This is a genomic window from Myxococcus qinghaiensis, assembly GCF_024198215.1.
Taxonomy (GTDB): domain Bacteria; phylum Myxococcota; class Myxococcia; order Myxococcales; family Myxococcaceae; genus Myxococcus; species Myxococcus qinghaiensis.
Map to the genome: position 1 here is coordinate 93143 of NZ_JAKCFA010000004.1, position 15605 is coordinate 108747.

14 protein-coding genes are annotated in these 15605 nt (G+C 70.5%); 10 read left to right on the forward strand and 4 right to left on the reverse strand.

The genetic code is table 11. The features are described 5' to 3' along the window. The first annotated feature begins 363 nt into the window (after positions 1-363). The gene (locus LZ199_RS08010; RefSeq protein ID WP_253993059.1) at positions 364-1908 is read left to right on the forward strand and encodes a L,D-transpeptidase family protein; all 1545 of its coding nucleotides are present in this window, start codon (positions 364-366) and stop codon (positions 1906-1908) included. Between the two features lie 3 nt (positions 1909-1911). On the opposite strand, the gene LZ199_RS08015 is transcribed toward LZ199_RS08010, so the two are convergent. From LZ199_RS08015 to LZ199_RS08025, 3 genes are read right to left on the reverse strand one after another with little or no spacing between them, the layout of a single operon-like run. Next, positions 1912-2325 (reverse strand): secondary thiamine-phosphate synthase enzyme YjbQ, encoded by a 414-nt coding sequence (locus tag LZ199_RS08015; protein ID WP_253993060.1) that lies wholly within the window; start codon positions 2323-2325, stop codon positions 1912-1914. A 3-nt stretch (positions 2326-2328) separates the two neighbouring features. Further along, positions 2329-3075: an alpha/beta hydrolase gene (locus LZ199_RS08020; protein ID WP_253993061.1), complete on the reverse strand. Its 747-nt coding sequence runs from the start codon at positions 3073-3075 to the stop codon at positions 2329-2331. Beyond that, positions 3075-3764, reverse strand: a complete 690-nt coding sequence (locus tag LZ199_RS08025; protein ID WP_253993062.1) for a peptidylprolyl isomerase — start codon at positions 3762-3764, stop codon at positions 3075-3077. Before LZ199_RS08025 ends, LZ199_RS08020 begins: the two co-directional genes overlap by 1 nt. A gap of 340 nt (positions 3765-4104) precedes the next feature. Here LZ199_RS08025 and LZ199_RS08030 point away from each other — a divergent pair, with 340 nt between their 5' ends. Next, the gene (locus LZ199_RS08030) at positions 4105-4911 is read left to right on the forward strand and encodes a hypothetical protein (RefSeq protein ID WP_253993395.1); all 807 of its coding nucleotides are present in this window, start codon (positions 4105-4107) and stop codon (positions 4909-4911) included. A 56-nt stretch (positions 4912-4967) separates the two neighbouring features. Further along, on the forward strand, positions 4968-6056 hold the full coding sequence (locus tag LZ199_RS08035; protein ID WP_253993063.1) for a trigger factor: 1089 nt from the start codon (positions 4968-4970) through the stop codon (positions 6054-6056). 12 nt (positions 6057-6068) lie between these two features. Here LZ199_RS08035 and LZ199_RS08040 read toward each other — a convergent pair whose 3' ends face one another. Continuing rightward, the gene (locus LZ199_RS08040; RefSeq protein WP_253993064.1) at positions 6069-7067 is read right to left on the reverse strand and encodes a lipase; all 999 of its coding nucleotides are present in this window, start codon (positions 7065-7067) and stop codon (positions 6069-6071) included. Between the two features lie 194 nt (positions 7068-7261). Here LZ199_RS08040 and speD point away from each other — a divergent pair, with 194 nt between their 5' ends. The 7 genes from speD (at position 7262) to LZ199_RS08075 (ending at position 15554) form a co-directional block, all read left to right on the forward strand. Next, positions 7262-7540 (forward strand): S-adenosylmethionine decarboxylase, encoded by a 279-nt coding sequence (speD, locus tag LZ199_RS08045; protein WP_253993065.1) that lies wholly within the window; start codon positions 7262-7264, stop codon positions 7538-7540. Continuing rightward, positions 7537-9435, forward strand: coding sequence for a DUF4178 domain-containing protein (locus tag LZ199_RS08050; protein ID WP_253993066.1), 1899 nt, complete (start codon positions 7537-7539; stop codon positions 9433-9435). The genes speD and LZ199_RS08050 overlap by 4 nt, the downstream gene beginning before the upstream one ends. A 29-nt stretch (positions 9436-9464) precedes the next feature. After that, positions 9465-9626, forward strand: a complete 162-nt coding sequence (locus tag LZ199_RS08055) for a hypothetical protein (RefSeq protein ID WP_253993067.1) — start codon at positions 9465-9467, stop codon at positions 9624-9626. Next, positions 9626-9853, forward strand: coding sequence for a DUF350 domain-containing protein (locus LZ199_RS08060; protein WP_141647619.1), 228 nt, complete (start codon positions 9626-9628; stop codon positions 9851-9853). Before LZ199_RS08055 ends, LZ199_RS08060 begins: the two co-directional genes overlap by 1 nt. 40 nt (positions 9854-9893) lie before the next feature. After that, entirely contained in the window at positions 9894-11390 is a 1497-nt protein-coding gene (locus LZ199_RS08065; protein ID WP_253993068.1) for a polyamine aminopropyltransferase, read from the forward strand. Then, the gene (locus LZ199_RS08070) at positions 11381-13012 is read left to right on the forward strand and encodes an FAD-dependent oxidoreductase (RefSeq protein WP_253993069.1); all 1632 of its coding nucleotides are present in this window, start codon (positions 11381-11383) and stop codon (positions 13010-13012) included. The genes LZ199_RS08065 and LZ199_RS08070 overlap by 10 nt, the downstream gene beginning before the upstream one ends. Before the next feature lie 184 nt (positions 13013-13196). Further along, positions 13197-15554 (forward strand): arylsulfatase, encoded by a 2358-nt coding sequence (locus LZ199_RS08075; RefSeq protein ID WP_253993070.1) that lies wholly within the window; start codon positions 13197-13199, stop codon positions 15552-15554. Positions 15555-15605 lie beyond the last annotated feature (51 nt).

The following is a 15605-nucleotide window of genomic DNA, read 5'->3' on the forward strand; positions in this document are numbered from 1 at the left end:
GTCCCCTCGGTCGAGCCTCGGCCCGGTGAGGTGTCACCGTCCACGGGCGCAACGGTGGTGAACGGCGCTTCGCCTGCCGGCGATAGCGCGGCGGTGGCTGCGGGAGCTGGCGCGACGCCCCCTGTCGCATCTGGTGCCCTGTCGGGTCACGGCTCCGGAGAGCATGGGCTCACCGCGGCGGGGGCAGTCCTCTCGGAGGACGGCGGCACCCGGTCGGCGGTTTCAGCCGGAAGCCATGCACCCTCGGCCTCGACTCCGGGAGATCTGCTCGCCGCGTGGAATCGGACCGCGCCTGTGCCCGACACGGACGGCGGGCCCTCGCGTACGCCTTCCGCCGCGCGTCCCTCCACGGACTCCAGTGACATGGAAGATGGCGCCTCCGCTCACGACGAGCCCTCACTCGCCATCGACCCCGCGCTCAGCGCCATGCCCAAGCCCGAGCGCCGCGAGGAACTCCCCGCCGAGGACCCCGAGCAATCACCTCCGCCTCCCGCCGAGCAGCTCGTCGTCATCCCCGACAAGCGCAACCCCGGCGTGGAGCTCGTGCTCGGTCCGGACGGCGAGCCGCTGGAAGACACGAGCCTCGTGCTCGACGACCCGTCCCTGGAGCCCGACGAGGACACTCCCGACTCCGCGACGGCCAGCGGCGCGGACGCGGGCACCGAGCCCATCGCCATTCCCTACCAGCCCGACGCGGGCTCGCTGCGCGTGCGTCGCTCCATCGCGGTCCGCTCCGCGCCTCGCCAGGACGCCCCGCCCCTGGGTACGGTGGCCCAGGACATGCGCGTGCTCTGGAAGGGAGAGACCGCCATGCGCAACCCCGAGTGCGAGGCCTGGGTCGAAATCCAGCCGCGCGGCTGGGTCTGCGAGCGCTACCTGGAGCGCAACTTCCGGGAGCCCCGCGTCCGGGACCTGCCCCGCCTGCGCGAAGGGGAGCTGACCCCCGGCACCTACGCCCGCGTCGTGGGCAAGCGCGTGCGCGCCTACCCGAGCCTCGCCCTGGCCCGCTCGCGCAGGAAGGGCGTGCTGCTGAAGGGCTCGGTGACGGTGCAGCTGCGCGGACAGGTGCGCGTGGGCCGGCGCACCTTCTGGCGCACCACGGATGGCCAATACCTGGAGGCCCGCGTCCTGCGCGAGTACCGCCCCTCCGCCTTCGTCGGCGTGGACGCGGAGCAGCTGTCGGAGCTGTCCTCGCCCTTCGCCTGGGCCCAGTCGCGCGTGAAGCCCACCGCCTCCGTGGAGGTGAAGGTCGCGCCGGACGCGAAGGCCGCTCGGGAGACGGTGCTGCCCGCGCGGACCCTGGTCGCCGTGCGCGAGCTGTCTCCCGATGGCAACTGGGTGCTCATCGCGGAGGACCACTGGGTGGCGCGCGAGGACCTGCACGTCGCCTGGTTCACCCACGCTCCCCCCGGTGTGGAGCCGGGCGCGCGCTGGCTCGACGTGGACCTGGAGGCCCAGGTGCTCGTCGCCTATGAGGGCGAGCGCCCCGTCTACGCCACGCTCATCTCCTCCGGGAAGCCCGGCACGGACACGCCCGAGGGCCTCTACCGCGTCTGGATAAAGTTCGCGGAGGCCGACATGACCGGCAACGGCACCGCGGGCAATGACACCTACCGCGTGGCCACCGTGCCCTGGACCATGTTCTTCGAGCAGGACTACGCGCTGCACACCGCCTACTGGCACGACCGCTTCGGCGAACCGATGAGCCATGGCTGCGTCAACCTGGCGCCCCGGGATGCGCGGGCCCTCTACGGCTGGTCCGCGCCGGAGGTCCCCACCGGCTGGTCCATGGTGCACGCCACGCCCGAGTCGCCCGGCTCCTGGGTTCGCATTCGCGGGCAGGCGCGCATCCCCACCAAGACGAAGGAGCGCAAGGTGCGCGTCGTCGCCAGCACGCGCGGACTGTGACGCTCAGCCCACCACCGACACGGTGACACGTCGGCGGTGGGGCGCGGCGCGGTGCTCCCAGACGTAGACGCCCTGCCACGTCCCCAGGTTCGCCGCGCCGTCCTTCACGGGAATGCTCAGCGAGTTCTGCGTGAGCACCGTGCGCACGTGCGCGGGCATGTCGTCGGGCCCCTCCGCGTCGTGCACGAAGAGGGGGTCCCCGTCCTTCACCAGCCGCGCGAAGAAGGACTCCAAGTCCCGGCGCACGTCCGGGTCCGCGTTCTCACACAGAATCAGGGACGCGCTCGTGTGGTGCAGGAACACGGTGCACAGGCCCTGCCGCGCACCGCTGTCCGCCACCGCCCGCTGCACCTCCCCGGTGATGTCCGTGAAGCCGCGCCCCCGGGTGGGCACCGTGAGCTCCTTCGCGTGGTACATGCGTCAGCCTTCCAGTCGCGCCTTCAGGAACACGGCCAGCCGCTCCAGCTCCTCGGCGTCAATCGTGTGCGGCCCGTTGAAGGGGACGAAGTCCACGGACAGGCCCGACTGCACCAGCGCGTCGCGCAGGCGCTCGCCCGTCACGAAGGGCAGCACGTCGTCATGGCGGCCGTGGCCCTGGAACACCGGCAGCCCCTGTCGGGCCTGGGCCTTCTGCTTCCACTCCGCCTCCGCGATGAGCGTGCCCGACAGGATGAACAGCCCGGCCGGCCGTTCCTCCAGACGCAGGGCCACGTCCGTCGTCACCATGCCTCCCTGGCTGAAGCCGCCCAGGACGATGCGACCATAGGGAAGCTTCGACGAGGTCGACAGCGCGTCCACCGTGGACATCAGGGCTCGACGCGCGGCGGGAAGTCCCTCGGGCACCTGCTTCGAGTAGGCCTCCCAGTCCCGCATCTGCCCGCGCATGAAGGCCTCGGGCAGATGGAACCAGGCACGTCCCTGGGGCATGCCCCACTGCTCCATCGTCAGCGGACCGCCGGGCACGACGAAGCGCACGCGCTCCGCCAACGCCGGCTCCACCGCCATCAGCTCCGGCACCAGCGGCACCAGATCGGTCGCCGAGGCGCCAAGGCCGTGGCAGAGCACCACCGCCAGCTCCGGCACGGCGCCTTCGGCGAGCCCGTCCACCACCTGGCAGTCCAGCTCGCCCAGGCGCGTGGCCACGCGTCGGAGGTTGCGTCGCTCCATCACTGCGCGTCCGCGAGGGTGATTTTCTGGATGACGACGGGGTCCACCGGACGGTCGCCCGGGCCCGTCGCCACCTTGGAGATCTTCTCCACGACGTCGTAGCCCTTCACCACCTCACCGAAGATGGTGTGCTTGTTGTTGAGGTAGGCCGGCGTGGACGTGGTGATGAAGAACTGGCTGCCGTTGGTGCCCGGGCCCGCGTTGGCCATGGCCAGCAGGCCCACCTTGTCGAACGTGCGGCCGCTCTTGAACTCGTCAGCGAAGCGGTAGCCCGGGCTCCCCATGCCGGAGCCCGTGGGGTCCCCTCCCTGAATCATGAAGCCCGGAATCACGCGGTGGAAGGTGACGCCGTCGTACAGGGGCTTGCCCGTCACCCGCTCGCCGCTGCGAGGGTCCGTCCACGACTTCTCGCCCGTGGCCAGGCCCACGAAGTTGGACACCGTGTTGGGCGCGTCCTTGGAGAACAGCCGCACGACGATGGGGCCCTGGTTCGTCTCCAGCGTGGCCTGGATGTCCTGGCCGGCGTACGCCTTCTTCATCCACTCGCCCGGGCCTTCCGCGGAGGGACTGGGGGTGACCGGAGCCGGGGTGGAGCTGCCCGTGGCTTCCTTCTTCTCGGAGGAGTCCTTGCAGGCGGTGGCGGTGAAGGTGAGGCAGAGGAGGAGGGCGCTCAGGATTCTGTTGTTCATGGGGCGCGCAGATTAACCGACCTCCGACGAATTACAGGGGGTTACGTCGTCCCGTGAGGGCAGGGCGTTCTCCGGGAGGCAAAATCGCCCGCCAGCGGCCGGTCTCGACGCAACATTCGGAACCAGGGCACGATGATCCACGTAGAACACCCTGAATTGCGTCTGGAGTCCTGAGTTGGCGCCCATCGAGCCTCGCCCCACCGCCCCGAGTTCCGCCCCGACTGCTCGGCCCGCACAGCCGTCGGCCGCGCCACCTCCGGAGCCCCGGGCCGCTGTCCCGACGCCGCCCCCGCCCGCCGCGAGGTCGGACCGCTGGGAGCAGGTCGCCAACGGGGTGGCCATGGGCACCAATGGGGTGAGGCAGTTCACCGACACGGTGGCCGCCACCCAGGTGCGTCGCGCGGGGGGCCCCATCCGCTTCGGGCCTCTCGAGACGGCCCTCCCCGGTGGCACCGTGGAGGGCGTGAACACCCGAAGCGCCCGCTGGGCTGGCGGCGTGTCCACGGCGGCCAGCGTGGCGCAGCTCCCCGGCGCGGCCTACCTGTCGGCCCGCGACGTGCGCGAGGCCTTCCGCAACCCCTCGGGTGAGTCCGCCAACAGGGCGCTCGGCTCCACGGCGGGCCTTGCGTCCACCGGCCTCAACGCGGCCAAGGGCGGCCTGGAGCTGACGGGCAACGTGAGCAACCTCCGCGCGGCGGCCAACGCGGCACGCGCCGCCTTCACGGAGAGCGCGCCACGGGCTCCGGGCGCGGTGGCGAACCGCGTGGCGACCGCCGTCGCGTCCGAAGGCGTGGAGGGCGCGTCCCGTCAGCGGATGCGCAGCCTCGCCGCTCGCGTCGCGGGCAATGGACTGGAGGGCGCGGGCCGCGACGGCGCCAGCGCCGCCTTCTCAGCGCTGCGGGGGGGGGGCACGGCCGCGGCCAGGACCGCGGGCCGCTTCGTGCCGGGCCTCAACGTCGCCATCGCGGCCGTGGACACCGCCGCCGCCGCGAGCACCATCGCCGACCCGAACGCCTCGGTGGGCAAGAAGGTCACCGCCAGCGTCACCGCGCTGGGTTCCGTCGCCGCGGCCACCAACATCCCGCTGGTCAGCCAGGGAGGCGCCGTCGTCTCCACGGCGTCCAGCTTCCTCGGCGCGTTCTTCTAGGCGCCGCGCCGCCTCCTCCGCTCTGTGCTATCCGGACGCTCCGGAGCGGAGGAAGCATGACGTCCCAGAACGACTCGAAGGGTGGCGGTGCGCGCTCGCTGGCCGAGCTGCACGCGCTGGGCATCATGAAGCGCATGCCCGCGTCGCTGTCGCTGGGCAGCACCGAGCCTGTCTCCCTCCCCACCGTGCAGGCGCCGTCCCTCGAAGGGCTGACGGTGGCGCTGGTCGCTCCAGGTCCCATCGACGAGCAGTCCCTGGTGGAGCGCTTCGATGCGCTGCGCCGCCAGCACGCGGACCGTCGTGCGCGCCTCGCGGGCGAGGCCGTGGGGCCCGACGACGAGGTGCTGCTGGACGTGCTCGGCTTCGCCAACGGCCGGCTCATCCCCTTCTCCGCGCGGGAGAACTGGCGGGCGGCGGTCGCGCCGGATGCGCTGCTGCCCGGCTTCTTCGAGGCGCTGGTGGGCGCGAAGGTGGGCCACTCCTTCGGCATCGAGCTGCAGCTACCGGACACCTATGTGGTGGAGTCGCTGCGCGGCGTGACGGCGCGCTTCCTGCTCGACGTGAAGGCGGCCGCCGAGCTGAAGCTGCTGGACGACGACTCACCGGAGCTGCTCAAGCGGCTGGGGCTGGGCACCCTCACCGACGTGATGGCCCACCTGGGTGACACGCTCGCCCGCGAGCGCACCGAGGAGATGGACCGGCTCACCCAGGAGCGCGTGCTGGACGAGGTGGTGGCGCGCACGAAGGTGACGCTGTCGCCGGCGCTGGTGGACGAGGAGATCCGCCGCCGCTGGGCGGAGGTCGAGCGGCCCATGTTGATTCGCAAGGACTTCCAGCCGAACGAGCTCCAGGAGGCACTGGAAGGCTGGCTGCGGGAGCCGCTTACCCGCGCGGACACGGAGCGGCGGCTGACGCTGGCGCTGGCGCTGCGGGCCATCGCCGCGCGCGACGGCGTGAAGCTCGCCAAGGGCGCCGTGGACGCGCTGGTGGATGACCTGGCCGGGCTGTCAGGCGTCTCCCGCCAGGACCTCATCCGCGCGATGAAGGAAGACACCTTGCTGGCCAAGCGGGTGGAGGACCTGGCGCTGCACTTCGCCACCGTCGACAGTGTCATGCGGCGCGTGTCGCTGACGCCGCCGACCTGACGTCCCGGCGCCTCACGGCGTCTCGAGCGCCAGGGCCACCATCACCTCGGTGAGGTCACCCGGGTGGTAGCGGCCCAGTCCCGGGAAGGCGCGGAGCGCCGCCTCCGCGTGGTCCAGGTCGTTCAGCCTCACCACGCGCGCGCCAGGCACCTCCGCGTCCACCGCCGTCACCATTCCGTCGGACGCGTAGCGGTAGCGCTCATCCAGGTAGCGCTGGAGCGGATAGAGCGAGGACAGGCGCGACAGGCGCGAGGTGGCCAGCGACACGGTGGGGATGTCCGCCGGGTAGGGGTGCCGGGCGATGAACGCCATTCGCTGGGAGTAGGACAGCTCCTCCACCGAGCGCGACACGCCGTGGAACAGCAGCGGGAAGGCGAAGTCGATGAGCCGCCGCATGTCCGGCGTGGTGGCCAGGTCATGCGCGATGGACGAGCCGCCATAGGGCGCCTGGAGCGTCACCACCGCGCGCACCACCCGGCGCAGCTCCGGGTACAGGGCGAGCACGGCGGTGCACTCGACGCCGCCCTTGCTGTGGCCCACCAGCACCACCGAGCGACCGAAGTGCTCCGCGTCCAGCAGCGTCTCGCGCAGCACCGCGACGTTGTCGAGCAGCAGCCCCTCCGTGTCCACCGGCGCCTCGAGCACGTCCAGGCCCCGGCGCTCCAGCCGCTGCACGTTGTCCAGCAGGTAGCCGGGCAGCTCGTCCCCCAGCATGCCGCGCACCAGCACGTACTGGTGGCGCCGCGCCTCGGCGGGCAGCACGGCCTCTCCCTCGCGCACGCTCCGCAGCAGCTGATGAAAGCGAGGGGTCAGGTCCACCGTGGCCGGTGTCGTGCCCGCCGGCAGGCGCTGGAGCCAGCCAGCCATGCCGCCACAGCCGGGGCCCCACCAGCGCGGCGCGGCGGGCAGTCCGCGCAGGCCCCGCGTCAGCCGGGCGATGGCCCCGGGCTCGCGGGTGGGGGAGGGCGTGGGAACGGGCGCGGAGGCTTCAGCGGCGGACTGCTGCGTCATTTCACGCGGAAGCGTACCGGCAAGGGGTGGCGCGGCGCCAACGCGAGGCCCCGGGCGCGAGCGGCTTTCGTGCGTCGGGTCTCGTGCTAAGTAGTCCCAGCAGAGGCGGGAGGACTTCGAAGCTGACCACCGGACAGGAATGGCTGGTTGACGCGAGCGGCTGCTCGCCTGGACTGCTCAAGGACGCGGCGGCGTTGGCGGCGCTCTTCGAGGAGCTGCTCGTCCTGCTCGACCTGAAGGTCGTGGGCCAGCCGCAGTGGCACGTGTTCCCAGAGCCTGGTGGCATCACCGGGCTGACGCTGCTGGCGGAGAGTCACCTGGCCATCCACACCTTCCCGGAGCATGGCTTCGCCGCGCTCAATGTCTACTGCTGCCGCCCTCGCGCGCGCCCCGACTTCGAGTCGCTGCTGGCGCGCCACCTGGGGGCGGCGTCCTGCGAGGTGCGGGAGCTGAAGCGGGGGGTGATGGCGTGAGTCTCGGGAGGTGTCCGTCGTGCGGCGCGGATGTGGAGTTCACCGCCGGCTCGGCGCAGGTGATTGTGTGCGGCCACTGCCAGACGGTGGTGGCTCGCAAGGGCGACAACTTCGAGTCGCACGGGAAGATTGGCCGCGTCGTCGTCACCGACTCGCCGCTCCAGCTGGGCGCGGAGGGCCGCTACGCGCGCACCGCGTTCCAGGTGGTGGGCCACCTCCAGAAGGACCATGGCGCGGGCCCCTGGGACGAGTGGTACGTGGAGTTCTCCGACGGGCGCACCGCGTGGGTGAGCGAGTCCGAGGGCGCCTTCCACATGGTCCTCGACGCGGGCGTGGAAGAGGGCATCTCGCTGGCGGACCTGCACCCCGGTGAGCGCCTGCGCTTGCGCAACCGCGCCTGGGTGGTGGAGGAGCGCGGCCACGGCAAGGTGGTGGCCGCCGAAGGGCAGCTCCCCAGCGACGTGGACCCGACGCAGGACTCCCATTACGTCGACGCCACCGGCTCCAAGGGCGCCTTCGTCACGCTCGACTTCGGCACGCGCGACAGGGACCCGGAGGTCTTCATCGGCGAGCGGCTCAAGCTGGAGCAGCTCGGGATTCCCGCCGACCAGCTCCGCCCGCGCGCCCAGCGCAAGGTGGACCTCCAGCAGGCGCGCTGCACCGAGTGCAACGGCCCCCTGGAGCTGCGCGCCCCGGACAAGTCCCTGCGCGTGGGCTGTCCCTTCTGCGGCGCGCTCCTGGACGTCAGCAAGGGCAAGCTGTCCTTCCTGCGGCTCTTGGAGAAGCCGGACCACGCGCCCATCATCCCGCTGGGAGCCAAGGGCACGCTGAAGGGCACCGAGTGGATGTGCATCGGCTTCCTGGTGCGCTCCTGCACGGTGGAGGGCGTGCGCTACCCGTGGGAGGAGTACCTGCTCTTCAACAGGGCGAAGGGCTTCGTCTGGTTGATGCTCTCCAACGGCCACTGGGTGTTCCTGGAGCCGCTGGCCGCCGGTGACGTGCAGCTGGTGCCCCTGAGGTCCGCCTTCTACGACGGCCGCCGCTACAAGGCCTTCCAGAACGTGCACGCCGTCACGGAGAACGTGCAGGGCGAGTTCTACTGGGAGGTGACGGCGGGCGAGTACGCCGAGGCCAGCGAGTACGTGTCCCCGCCGTACTCCATCAACGTGGACGCCACCCAGGACGAGGTGACGTACACGCATGGCGAGTACCTGGCGCCCGAGGTGGTGAAGGACGCGTTCAAGCTGAAGGAGGTGGGGCCGACGTACGGCATCGTCCCCAGCCAGCCCAACCCGCACTCGGCGAGCATGCGCTCCACGATGCTGTGGTCCTTCGTCTGGTTTCTGGGGCTGCTGCTCCTGGCGGGCGTCTTCTCCGTCAACGCGCGGGAGCAGGTGGTGCTGGAGGAGCGCGTCACGGTGCCCCCGGACGCGGCCCCCGGCACGCCCGCCGCCATGAAGTTCAGCGAGCCCTTCGAGCTGACCAAGCGCGGCAACATGAAGGTGGAGGTCGCCGCGGGCCTCAACAACGACTGGCTGGGCGTGCAGGGCGACCTGGTGAACCAGGACACGGGCGACGTGGTGAGCTTCTACCAGGAGGTCAGCCTCTACCAGGGCAGTGACAGCGATGGCTCCTGGAGCGAGGGCAGCCCGAGCGACAGCCTGTATCTGTCCGCGCTTCCGGCGGGCAAGTACGTGCTGCGCACCACGGCGGCCTACGACGCGTCACCCCGGCCCGCCGCGCGCAACTACAGCGTGAAGCTGGTGCACGACACGCCCAATGAAAGTTGGCTCTGCGTGGCGCTGGTGCTGATGCTGCTGGCGCCGGCGTTCGCCTTCTTCCGCTCGCACGGCTTCGAGACGAACCGGTGGGCGGACAGCAACCTGACGGAATAGACGCGCATGGCACGACACGGAGGCGCGGCATGAAGTGGTTTGGTGGACTGGTGCTGCTGGGTTACACGGCCATGATGGTGTCCGGGTGGTCGCCCTTCACCAGTGAAGAGAGGGACCGCGTGCCGGGCAACGTGCGCCGAGGCCCGGGTGGCATCCTGCTGTGGACCGGTGGTTTTCAGGGAGGGAAGTGATGCTGTTACTCGGCGTCGTCGTGAGCTGGCAGGGTGTGCTGGCGAGCGTCATCTATTCGCTCATTGGCCTGGCGGTGTTCGTGGCGGGCTTCTTCGTCATCCGCCTCATCATGCCGTTCGACGTGCACAAGGAGCTGGAGGTCGACCAGAACACGGCGGTCGGCATCGTCATCGGCTCCTTCATCCTCGGCCTGTCCATCATCGTGGCCGCGGCCATCGGTGGTTGAGGACCCGGACTCCCGTTCGAAGAAGACGTGAAGTGACGACGTGAACAAGACGCTGCTGTACATCACCGTCATCGTCATCGCGACGTGCGGGCTCGTCTACGAGCTCGTCGTCGGGGCGCTCGCCAGCTACCTGCTGGGTGACTCGATTACCCAGTTCTCCACCGTCATCGGTGGCTACCTCTTCGCGATGGGCATCGGCAGCTACCTGTCGCGCTACATCGACAAGGGGGTGGCGCAGCGGTTCGTGGAGGTGGAGCTGGCGGTGGCGCTCCTGGGCGGGTTGTGCGCCCCGGTGTTGTTCCTCACCTTCACGCTGACGGACCTGTTCCAGGTGGCGCTGTACGGCAGCGTCATCATCATCGGCACGCTGGTGGGGCTGGAGATTCCCCTCCTGCTGCGCATCCTCAAGGACCAGCTCAAGTTCAAGGACCTGGTCAGCCAGGTCCTGTCGCTCGACTACCTGGGCGCGCTCGCCGCCAGCGTGGCCTTCCCGCTGCTCCTGGTGCCCAAGCTGGGGCTGGTGCGCACCTCGCTGCTGTTCGGCGTGTTGAACGCGGCGGTGGGCCTGTGGAGCACGTGGCTGCTCGCGCCGCTGCTGGGCAACCCGCTGCGCCTGCGCGTCAAGGCGGTGATGCTCACGGTGCTGCTGATGGTGGGCTTCGTGCTCGGCGACAGGCTCACGACGTTCTACGAGGACCAGCTCTACGCGGACGACGTGGTGCACGCGTCCAGCTCCCCCTACCAGCGCATCGTCCTGACGCGCGGCAAGCGGGGCTTCTCGCTGTTCCTCAACGGCAACCTCCAGTTCGCCAGCGTGGACGAGTACCGCTACCACGAGTCCCTGGTCCACCCGGCCATGGTGCGCGCGGGCCGCGCGGAGCACGTGCTCATCCTCGGCGGTGGAGACGGGCTCGCCGCGCGCGAGGTGCTGCGCTACCCGGAGGTCCGCTCCGTCACGCTGGTGGACCTGGACCCGGCGATTACCGGGCTGGCCATGGGCTACGGGGAGCTTTCGAAGCTCAACGAGAACGCGCTGAAGGATGCGCGCATGCGCGTCATCAACGCGGACGCCATGCAGTTCCTGATGGAGGGCGACCAGCGCTACGACGTGGTGGTGGTCGACTTCCCGGACCCGAACAACTTCGCGCTGGGCAAGCTGTACACCACGGGCTTCTACAAGCTCTTGAAGAAGCGGGTGGCGCCGGACGGCGTGGCGGTGGTGCAGAGCACCAGCCCCCTGTTCGCCCGGCGCTCGTTCTGGTGCGTGGAGACGACGCTGAAGGCCGCGGGCTTCTGGACGCAGCCGTACCACGCGCTGGTGCCTTCCTTCGGTGAGTGGGGCTACGTGCTGGTGGCCCACGAGCCGCCGGGCCACCACCGGCCGCTGCCGGAGGGCCTGCGCTTCCTGGACATGCCCACGCTGGAGTCGCTGACGCTGTTCCCTCCGGACATGAGCCCCCTGCCCGCCGAGGTGAACCGCCTCAACAACCAGGTGCTGGTGCACTACTACGAGGAGGAGTGGCGGCGGTGGAACTGACGCGGCGGGAGCTGGTCGCCGCGTTCCTCGGCTCGGCGGTGGCAAGCGGCTGCAAGCGCGAGCAGCCCCGGGCCCCCATTCCGGGCGCCATCGTCGACCGCGCGGTGGAGGTGGGGCACCGGCTGCGCGGGGGGCCGCTGCCTCGGGCCGAGACGCTGGAGACGGTGGACGTGCTGGTGGTGGGCGCGGGCGTCGCGGGCCTGTCCGCCGCGTGGCGCCTGGCGAGCGCGGGCGTGAAGGACGTGCGCGTGGTGGAGCTGGAGGCGGAGGCGGGAGGCACGTCTCGCTCCGGGAAGAACGCCGTGTCCGCCTTCCCGTGGGGCGCGCACTACCTGCCGGCGCCGACGGAGGACCGGGGGCCGGTGGTGCGGCTGCTGCGGGAGATGGGCGCGGTGTCCGGCGTGGACGCGCAGGGGCTGCCGACGTTCGAGGAGGAGCTGCTCATCCAGGAGCCGGAGGAGCGCCACTTCTACCGGGGCCACTGGTACGACGGGCTCTACCTGCGCGTGGGCGCGACGGCGGAGGACCTGGCGGAGCTGGAGCGCTTCGATGCGCGGATGAATGCCTTCGGCGCGGCCCGGGACGCGAAGGGACGCAAGGCCTTCGCGGTGCCCACGGCGCGCTCCAGCGACGACGCCGAGTGGACGGCGCTGGACGCGCTGAGCATGGCGGCCTGGCTCGTGCGCGAGGGCTTCCGCTCCACGCGCCTGAAGTGGCTGGTGGACTACGCGTGCCGCGATGACTACGGCGCCACGTCCGAGCACGTGTCCGCGTGGGCCGGCATCTGGTACTTCGCCGCGCGCCAGGACGGACACGGCGAGCGCAGCGAGGGCTTCCTGAGCTGGCCCGAGGGCAATGGCCGCCTGGTGCACCAGCTCCTCTCCGCGCTGCCTCCTCGCGCGGTGGAGCGCGACGTGCTGGTGCACACGGTGGAGCCGGGCGAGCAGGGCTGCCGGGTGGACGCGCTGGATGCACGCACGGGCAAGCCCCGCTCCTTCCAGGCACGGCAGGTGGTGCTGGCGTGCCCGCGCTTCCTCGCGGCGCACCTGGTGGCGCCATGGCGCACGGCGCGGCCGGCGTTCCTGGACGCGTTCACCTATGCGCCGTGGGTGGTGGCCAACCTGACGCTGTCGTCGCTGCCCCAGTCGCGAGGCTTCCCGCTGGCGTGGGACAACGTGTTCCAGGAGAGCAACAGCCTGGGCTACGTGGTGGCCACGCACCAGCGGCTGCGTCAGGACGAGCGCGGCCCCACGGTGCTCACGTGGTACCTGCCCATGTCCGGCGCGGACGTGAAGGCCGAGCGCACCAAGGCGCTCTCCGCCAGCTACGCGGACTGGGAGGCGCTGGTGATGGCGGACATGCGTCCCGCGCACCCGGGCATCCTCCAGCAGGCGCAGCGCCTGGAGGTGCAGCGCTGGGGGCACGCCATGGTGCGGCCGACGCCGGGCTTCATCTGGGGCCCGGAGCGCCGCGCCGCGCAGGAGAGCGTGGGGCGTCACCTGCACTTCGCGCACACGGACCTGGGGGGACTGGCCCTCTTCGAGGAGGCCAACTGGTTCGGGGTGAAGGCCGCGGAGCGCGTGCTGTCCGAGCTGGGCCAGACCTCCGCGAGCTGGCTCTAGCCTCCCTGCTTCCGTGAGGTGCCAGGGCCGGGCGGGCCGGGCCTTGCCCGCCTGGGTCCGTCCTGGGGGCAGCGGTGGGTGTCGCGTGGTGTGCCCATCTCTGACCCTCGGGGCTGGGACGTGTCGTCCGGAACCTCCGGCGCGCACGGCGGCCTCCTGGGTCGAGACTTCGCGGAGGCACACCATGTCGCTCAAGGAATACAAGCCCGGCAGCACCTTCCCCGGCACCATCGGCCGGACGTGGGAGCAGTCGTCCCCAGCGTGGCCCCAGCCGCTGCGCGCGAAGGAAGGCGCGCCCAACGTCCTCTTCATCGTCCTGGACGACACGGGCTTCGGACACCTGGGCTGCTATGGCTCGCCCATCCGCACGCCGAACCTGGACCGGCTGGCGAAGGGAGGCCTGCTCTACAACAACATGCACACCACCGCGCTGTGCTCGCCCACGCGCTCGTGCATCCTCACCGGCCGCAACCACCACTCCAACGGCATGGCCACCATCACCGAGGTCTCCCTCGGCTACCCGGGCTACAACGGCACCATCCCCTTCGAGAACGGTTTCCTCTCGGAGATGCTGTTGAATCAGGGTTACAACACGTATGCGGTGGGCAAGTGGCACCTGACGCCCACGGAGCAGACGAGCGCGGCGGGGCCCTACGAGCGCTGGCCGCTGGGTCGGGGCTTCGAGCGGTTCTACGGCTTCCTCGGCGGCGACACGCACCAGTACTACCCGGACCTGGTCCACGACAACCATCCGGTGCTTCCGCACAAGCCGCCGGAGGAGGGCTACCACCTCACCGAGGACCTGGTGGACCGCGCGGTGGACTTCATCGCGGACTCCAAGCAGGTGGCGCCGGACAAGCCCTTCTTCATGTACTTCTGCACGGGCGCGATGCACGCCCCGCATCACGTCCCCAAGGAGTGGGTGGACAAGTACAAGGGCCAGTTCGACGACGGCTGGGACGCGTACCGCAAGAAGGTGTACCAGCGTCAGCTCAAGCTCGGCGTCATCCCTCCGGGCACGCAGTTGTCCCGGCATGACCCGGACGTGGCGGAGTGGGACAGCCTGCCTCCGGAGGAGAAGCGCCTCTATGCGCGGATGATGGAGGTCTTCGCGGGCTACCTGGAGCACACGGACCACCACATCGGCCGGCTCTTGAAGTCCTTGGAGGAGAGCGGTGAGCTGGACAACACGCTCATCATGGTCATCTCCGACAACGGCGCGAGCGCCGAGGGCGGGCCCCATGGCTCCGTCAACGAGCTGAAGTTCTTCAACAACACGCCGGAGTCGCTGGAGCAGAACATCGCGGCCATGGACGAGCTGGGCGGGCCCAAGTACTTCAATCACTACTCCTGGGGCTGGGCGTGGGCCGGGGACACGCCGTTCCGCCGGTGGAAGCGCGAGGTGTACCGCGGCGGCACGACGGACCCGTTCATCGTCCACTGGCCCAAGGGCATCCGCGCGCGGGGCGAGGTCCGCACGCAGTACTGCCACGCCATCGACATGGTGCCCACGGTGCTGGACTGCCTGGGCGTGGAGCCTCCCCAGGAAATCCGCGGCGTCACGCAGTCGCCGATTGAAGGCGTCAGCTTCCGTCACTCGTTCGACGACGCGCGCGCGGAGAGCCACCACCTCACGCAGTACTTCGAGATGTTCACCAACCGCGCCATCTACCATGACGGCTGGCGGGCGGTGTGCCCCTTCCCCGGGCCGTCCTTCACGGAGGCGGGCGAGGCGTTCGGCGAGTCGGCCATCACCGAGGAGCGGCTGCGCAAGCTCGACGCGGAGGGGTGGGAGCTGTACCACGTGGCGGAGGACGCCTCGGAGACGAAGAACCTGGCGCAGCAAGAGCGGGGCAAGCTCATCGAGATGATTGCCCTCTGGTACGTGGAGGCGGGCCGCTACAAGGTCCTCCCGCTCGCGGCGTTGGACCGCGCGGTGTTCGCCGCGGAGCGTCCGCAAATCACCAAGGACCGCAAGCGCTACGTCTACCGGCCGCACACCTCACCCGCGCCGGAGAACGTGGCGGTGCACGTGCTCAACCGGCCGCACTCCATCACCGCGAAGGTGGACGTGGACGGAGACGCGGAGGGCGTGCTGCTCAGCCACGGTGGGATTACGGGGGGCTACACCTTCTTCATCCAGGACCGGAAGCTGCACTACGTCTACAACTTCGTGGGCGAGAAGGAGTTCCACATCGAGTCGGCGATGGAGGTGCCGACCGGCCGCACGGAGCTGCGCTTCGAGTTCGAGCCCAGCGGTGAGCCGGACCTCGACGCGGGCAAGGGCGCGCCGGGACGGGGCAAGCTCTTCATCGACGGGGACCTGGTCGCCCAGAGCGACATCTCCTCGACGATGCCGCTGCTCATCAGCCTGGGCGAGGGGCTGACGTGCGGACGGGATGACAACTCGTCGGTGAGCACCATGTATCGCCCACCCTTCTCGTTCCGAGGGGGCACCTTGCGCGAGGTGGTGGTGGACGTGTCCGGCGAGCACCTGCATGACGAGCAGAAGGAACGCAAGACAGTGATGGCTCGGCAGTAGGGGGAGGCGACACGTCGTCGCCTGTGTGGGCCCGGCCTCTTCCCCGCGCTT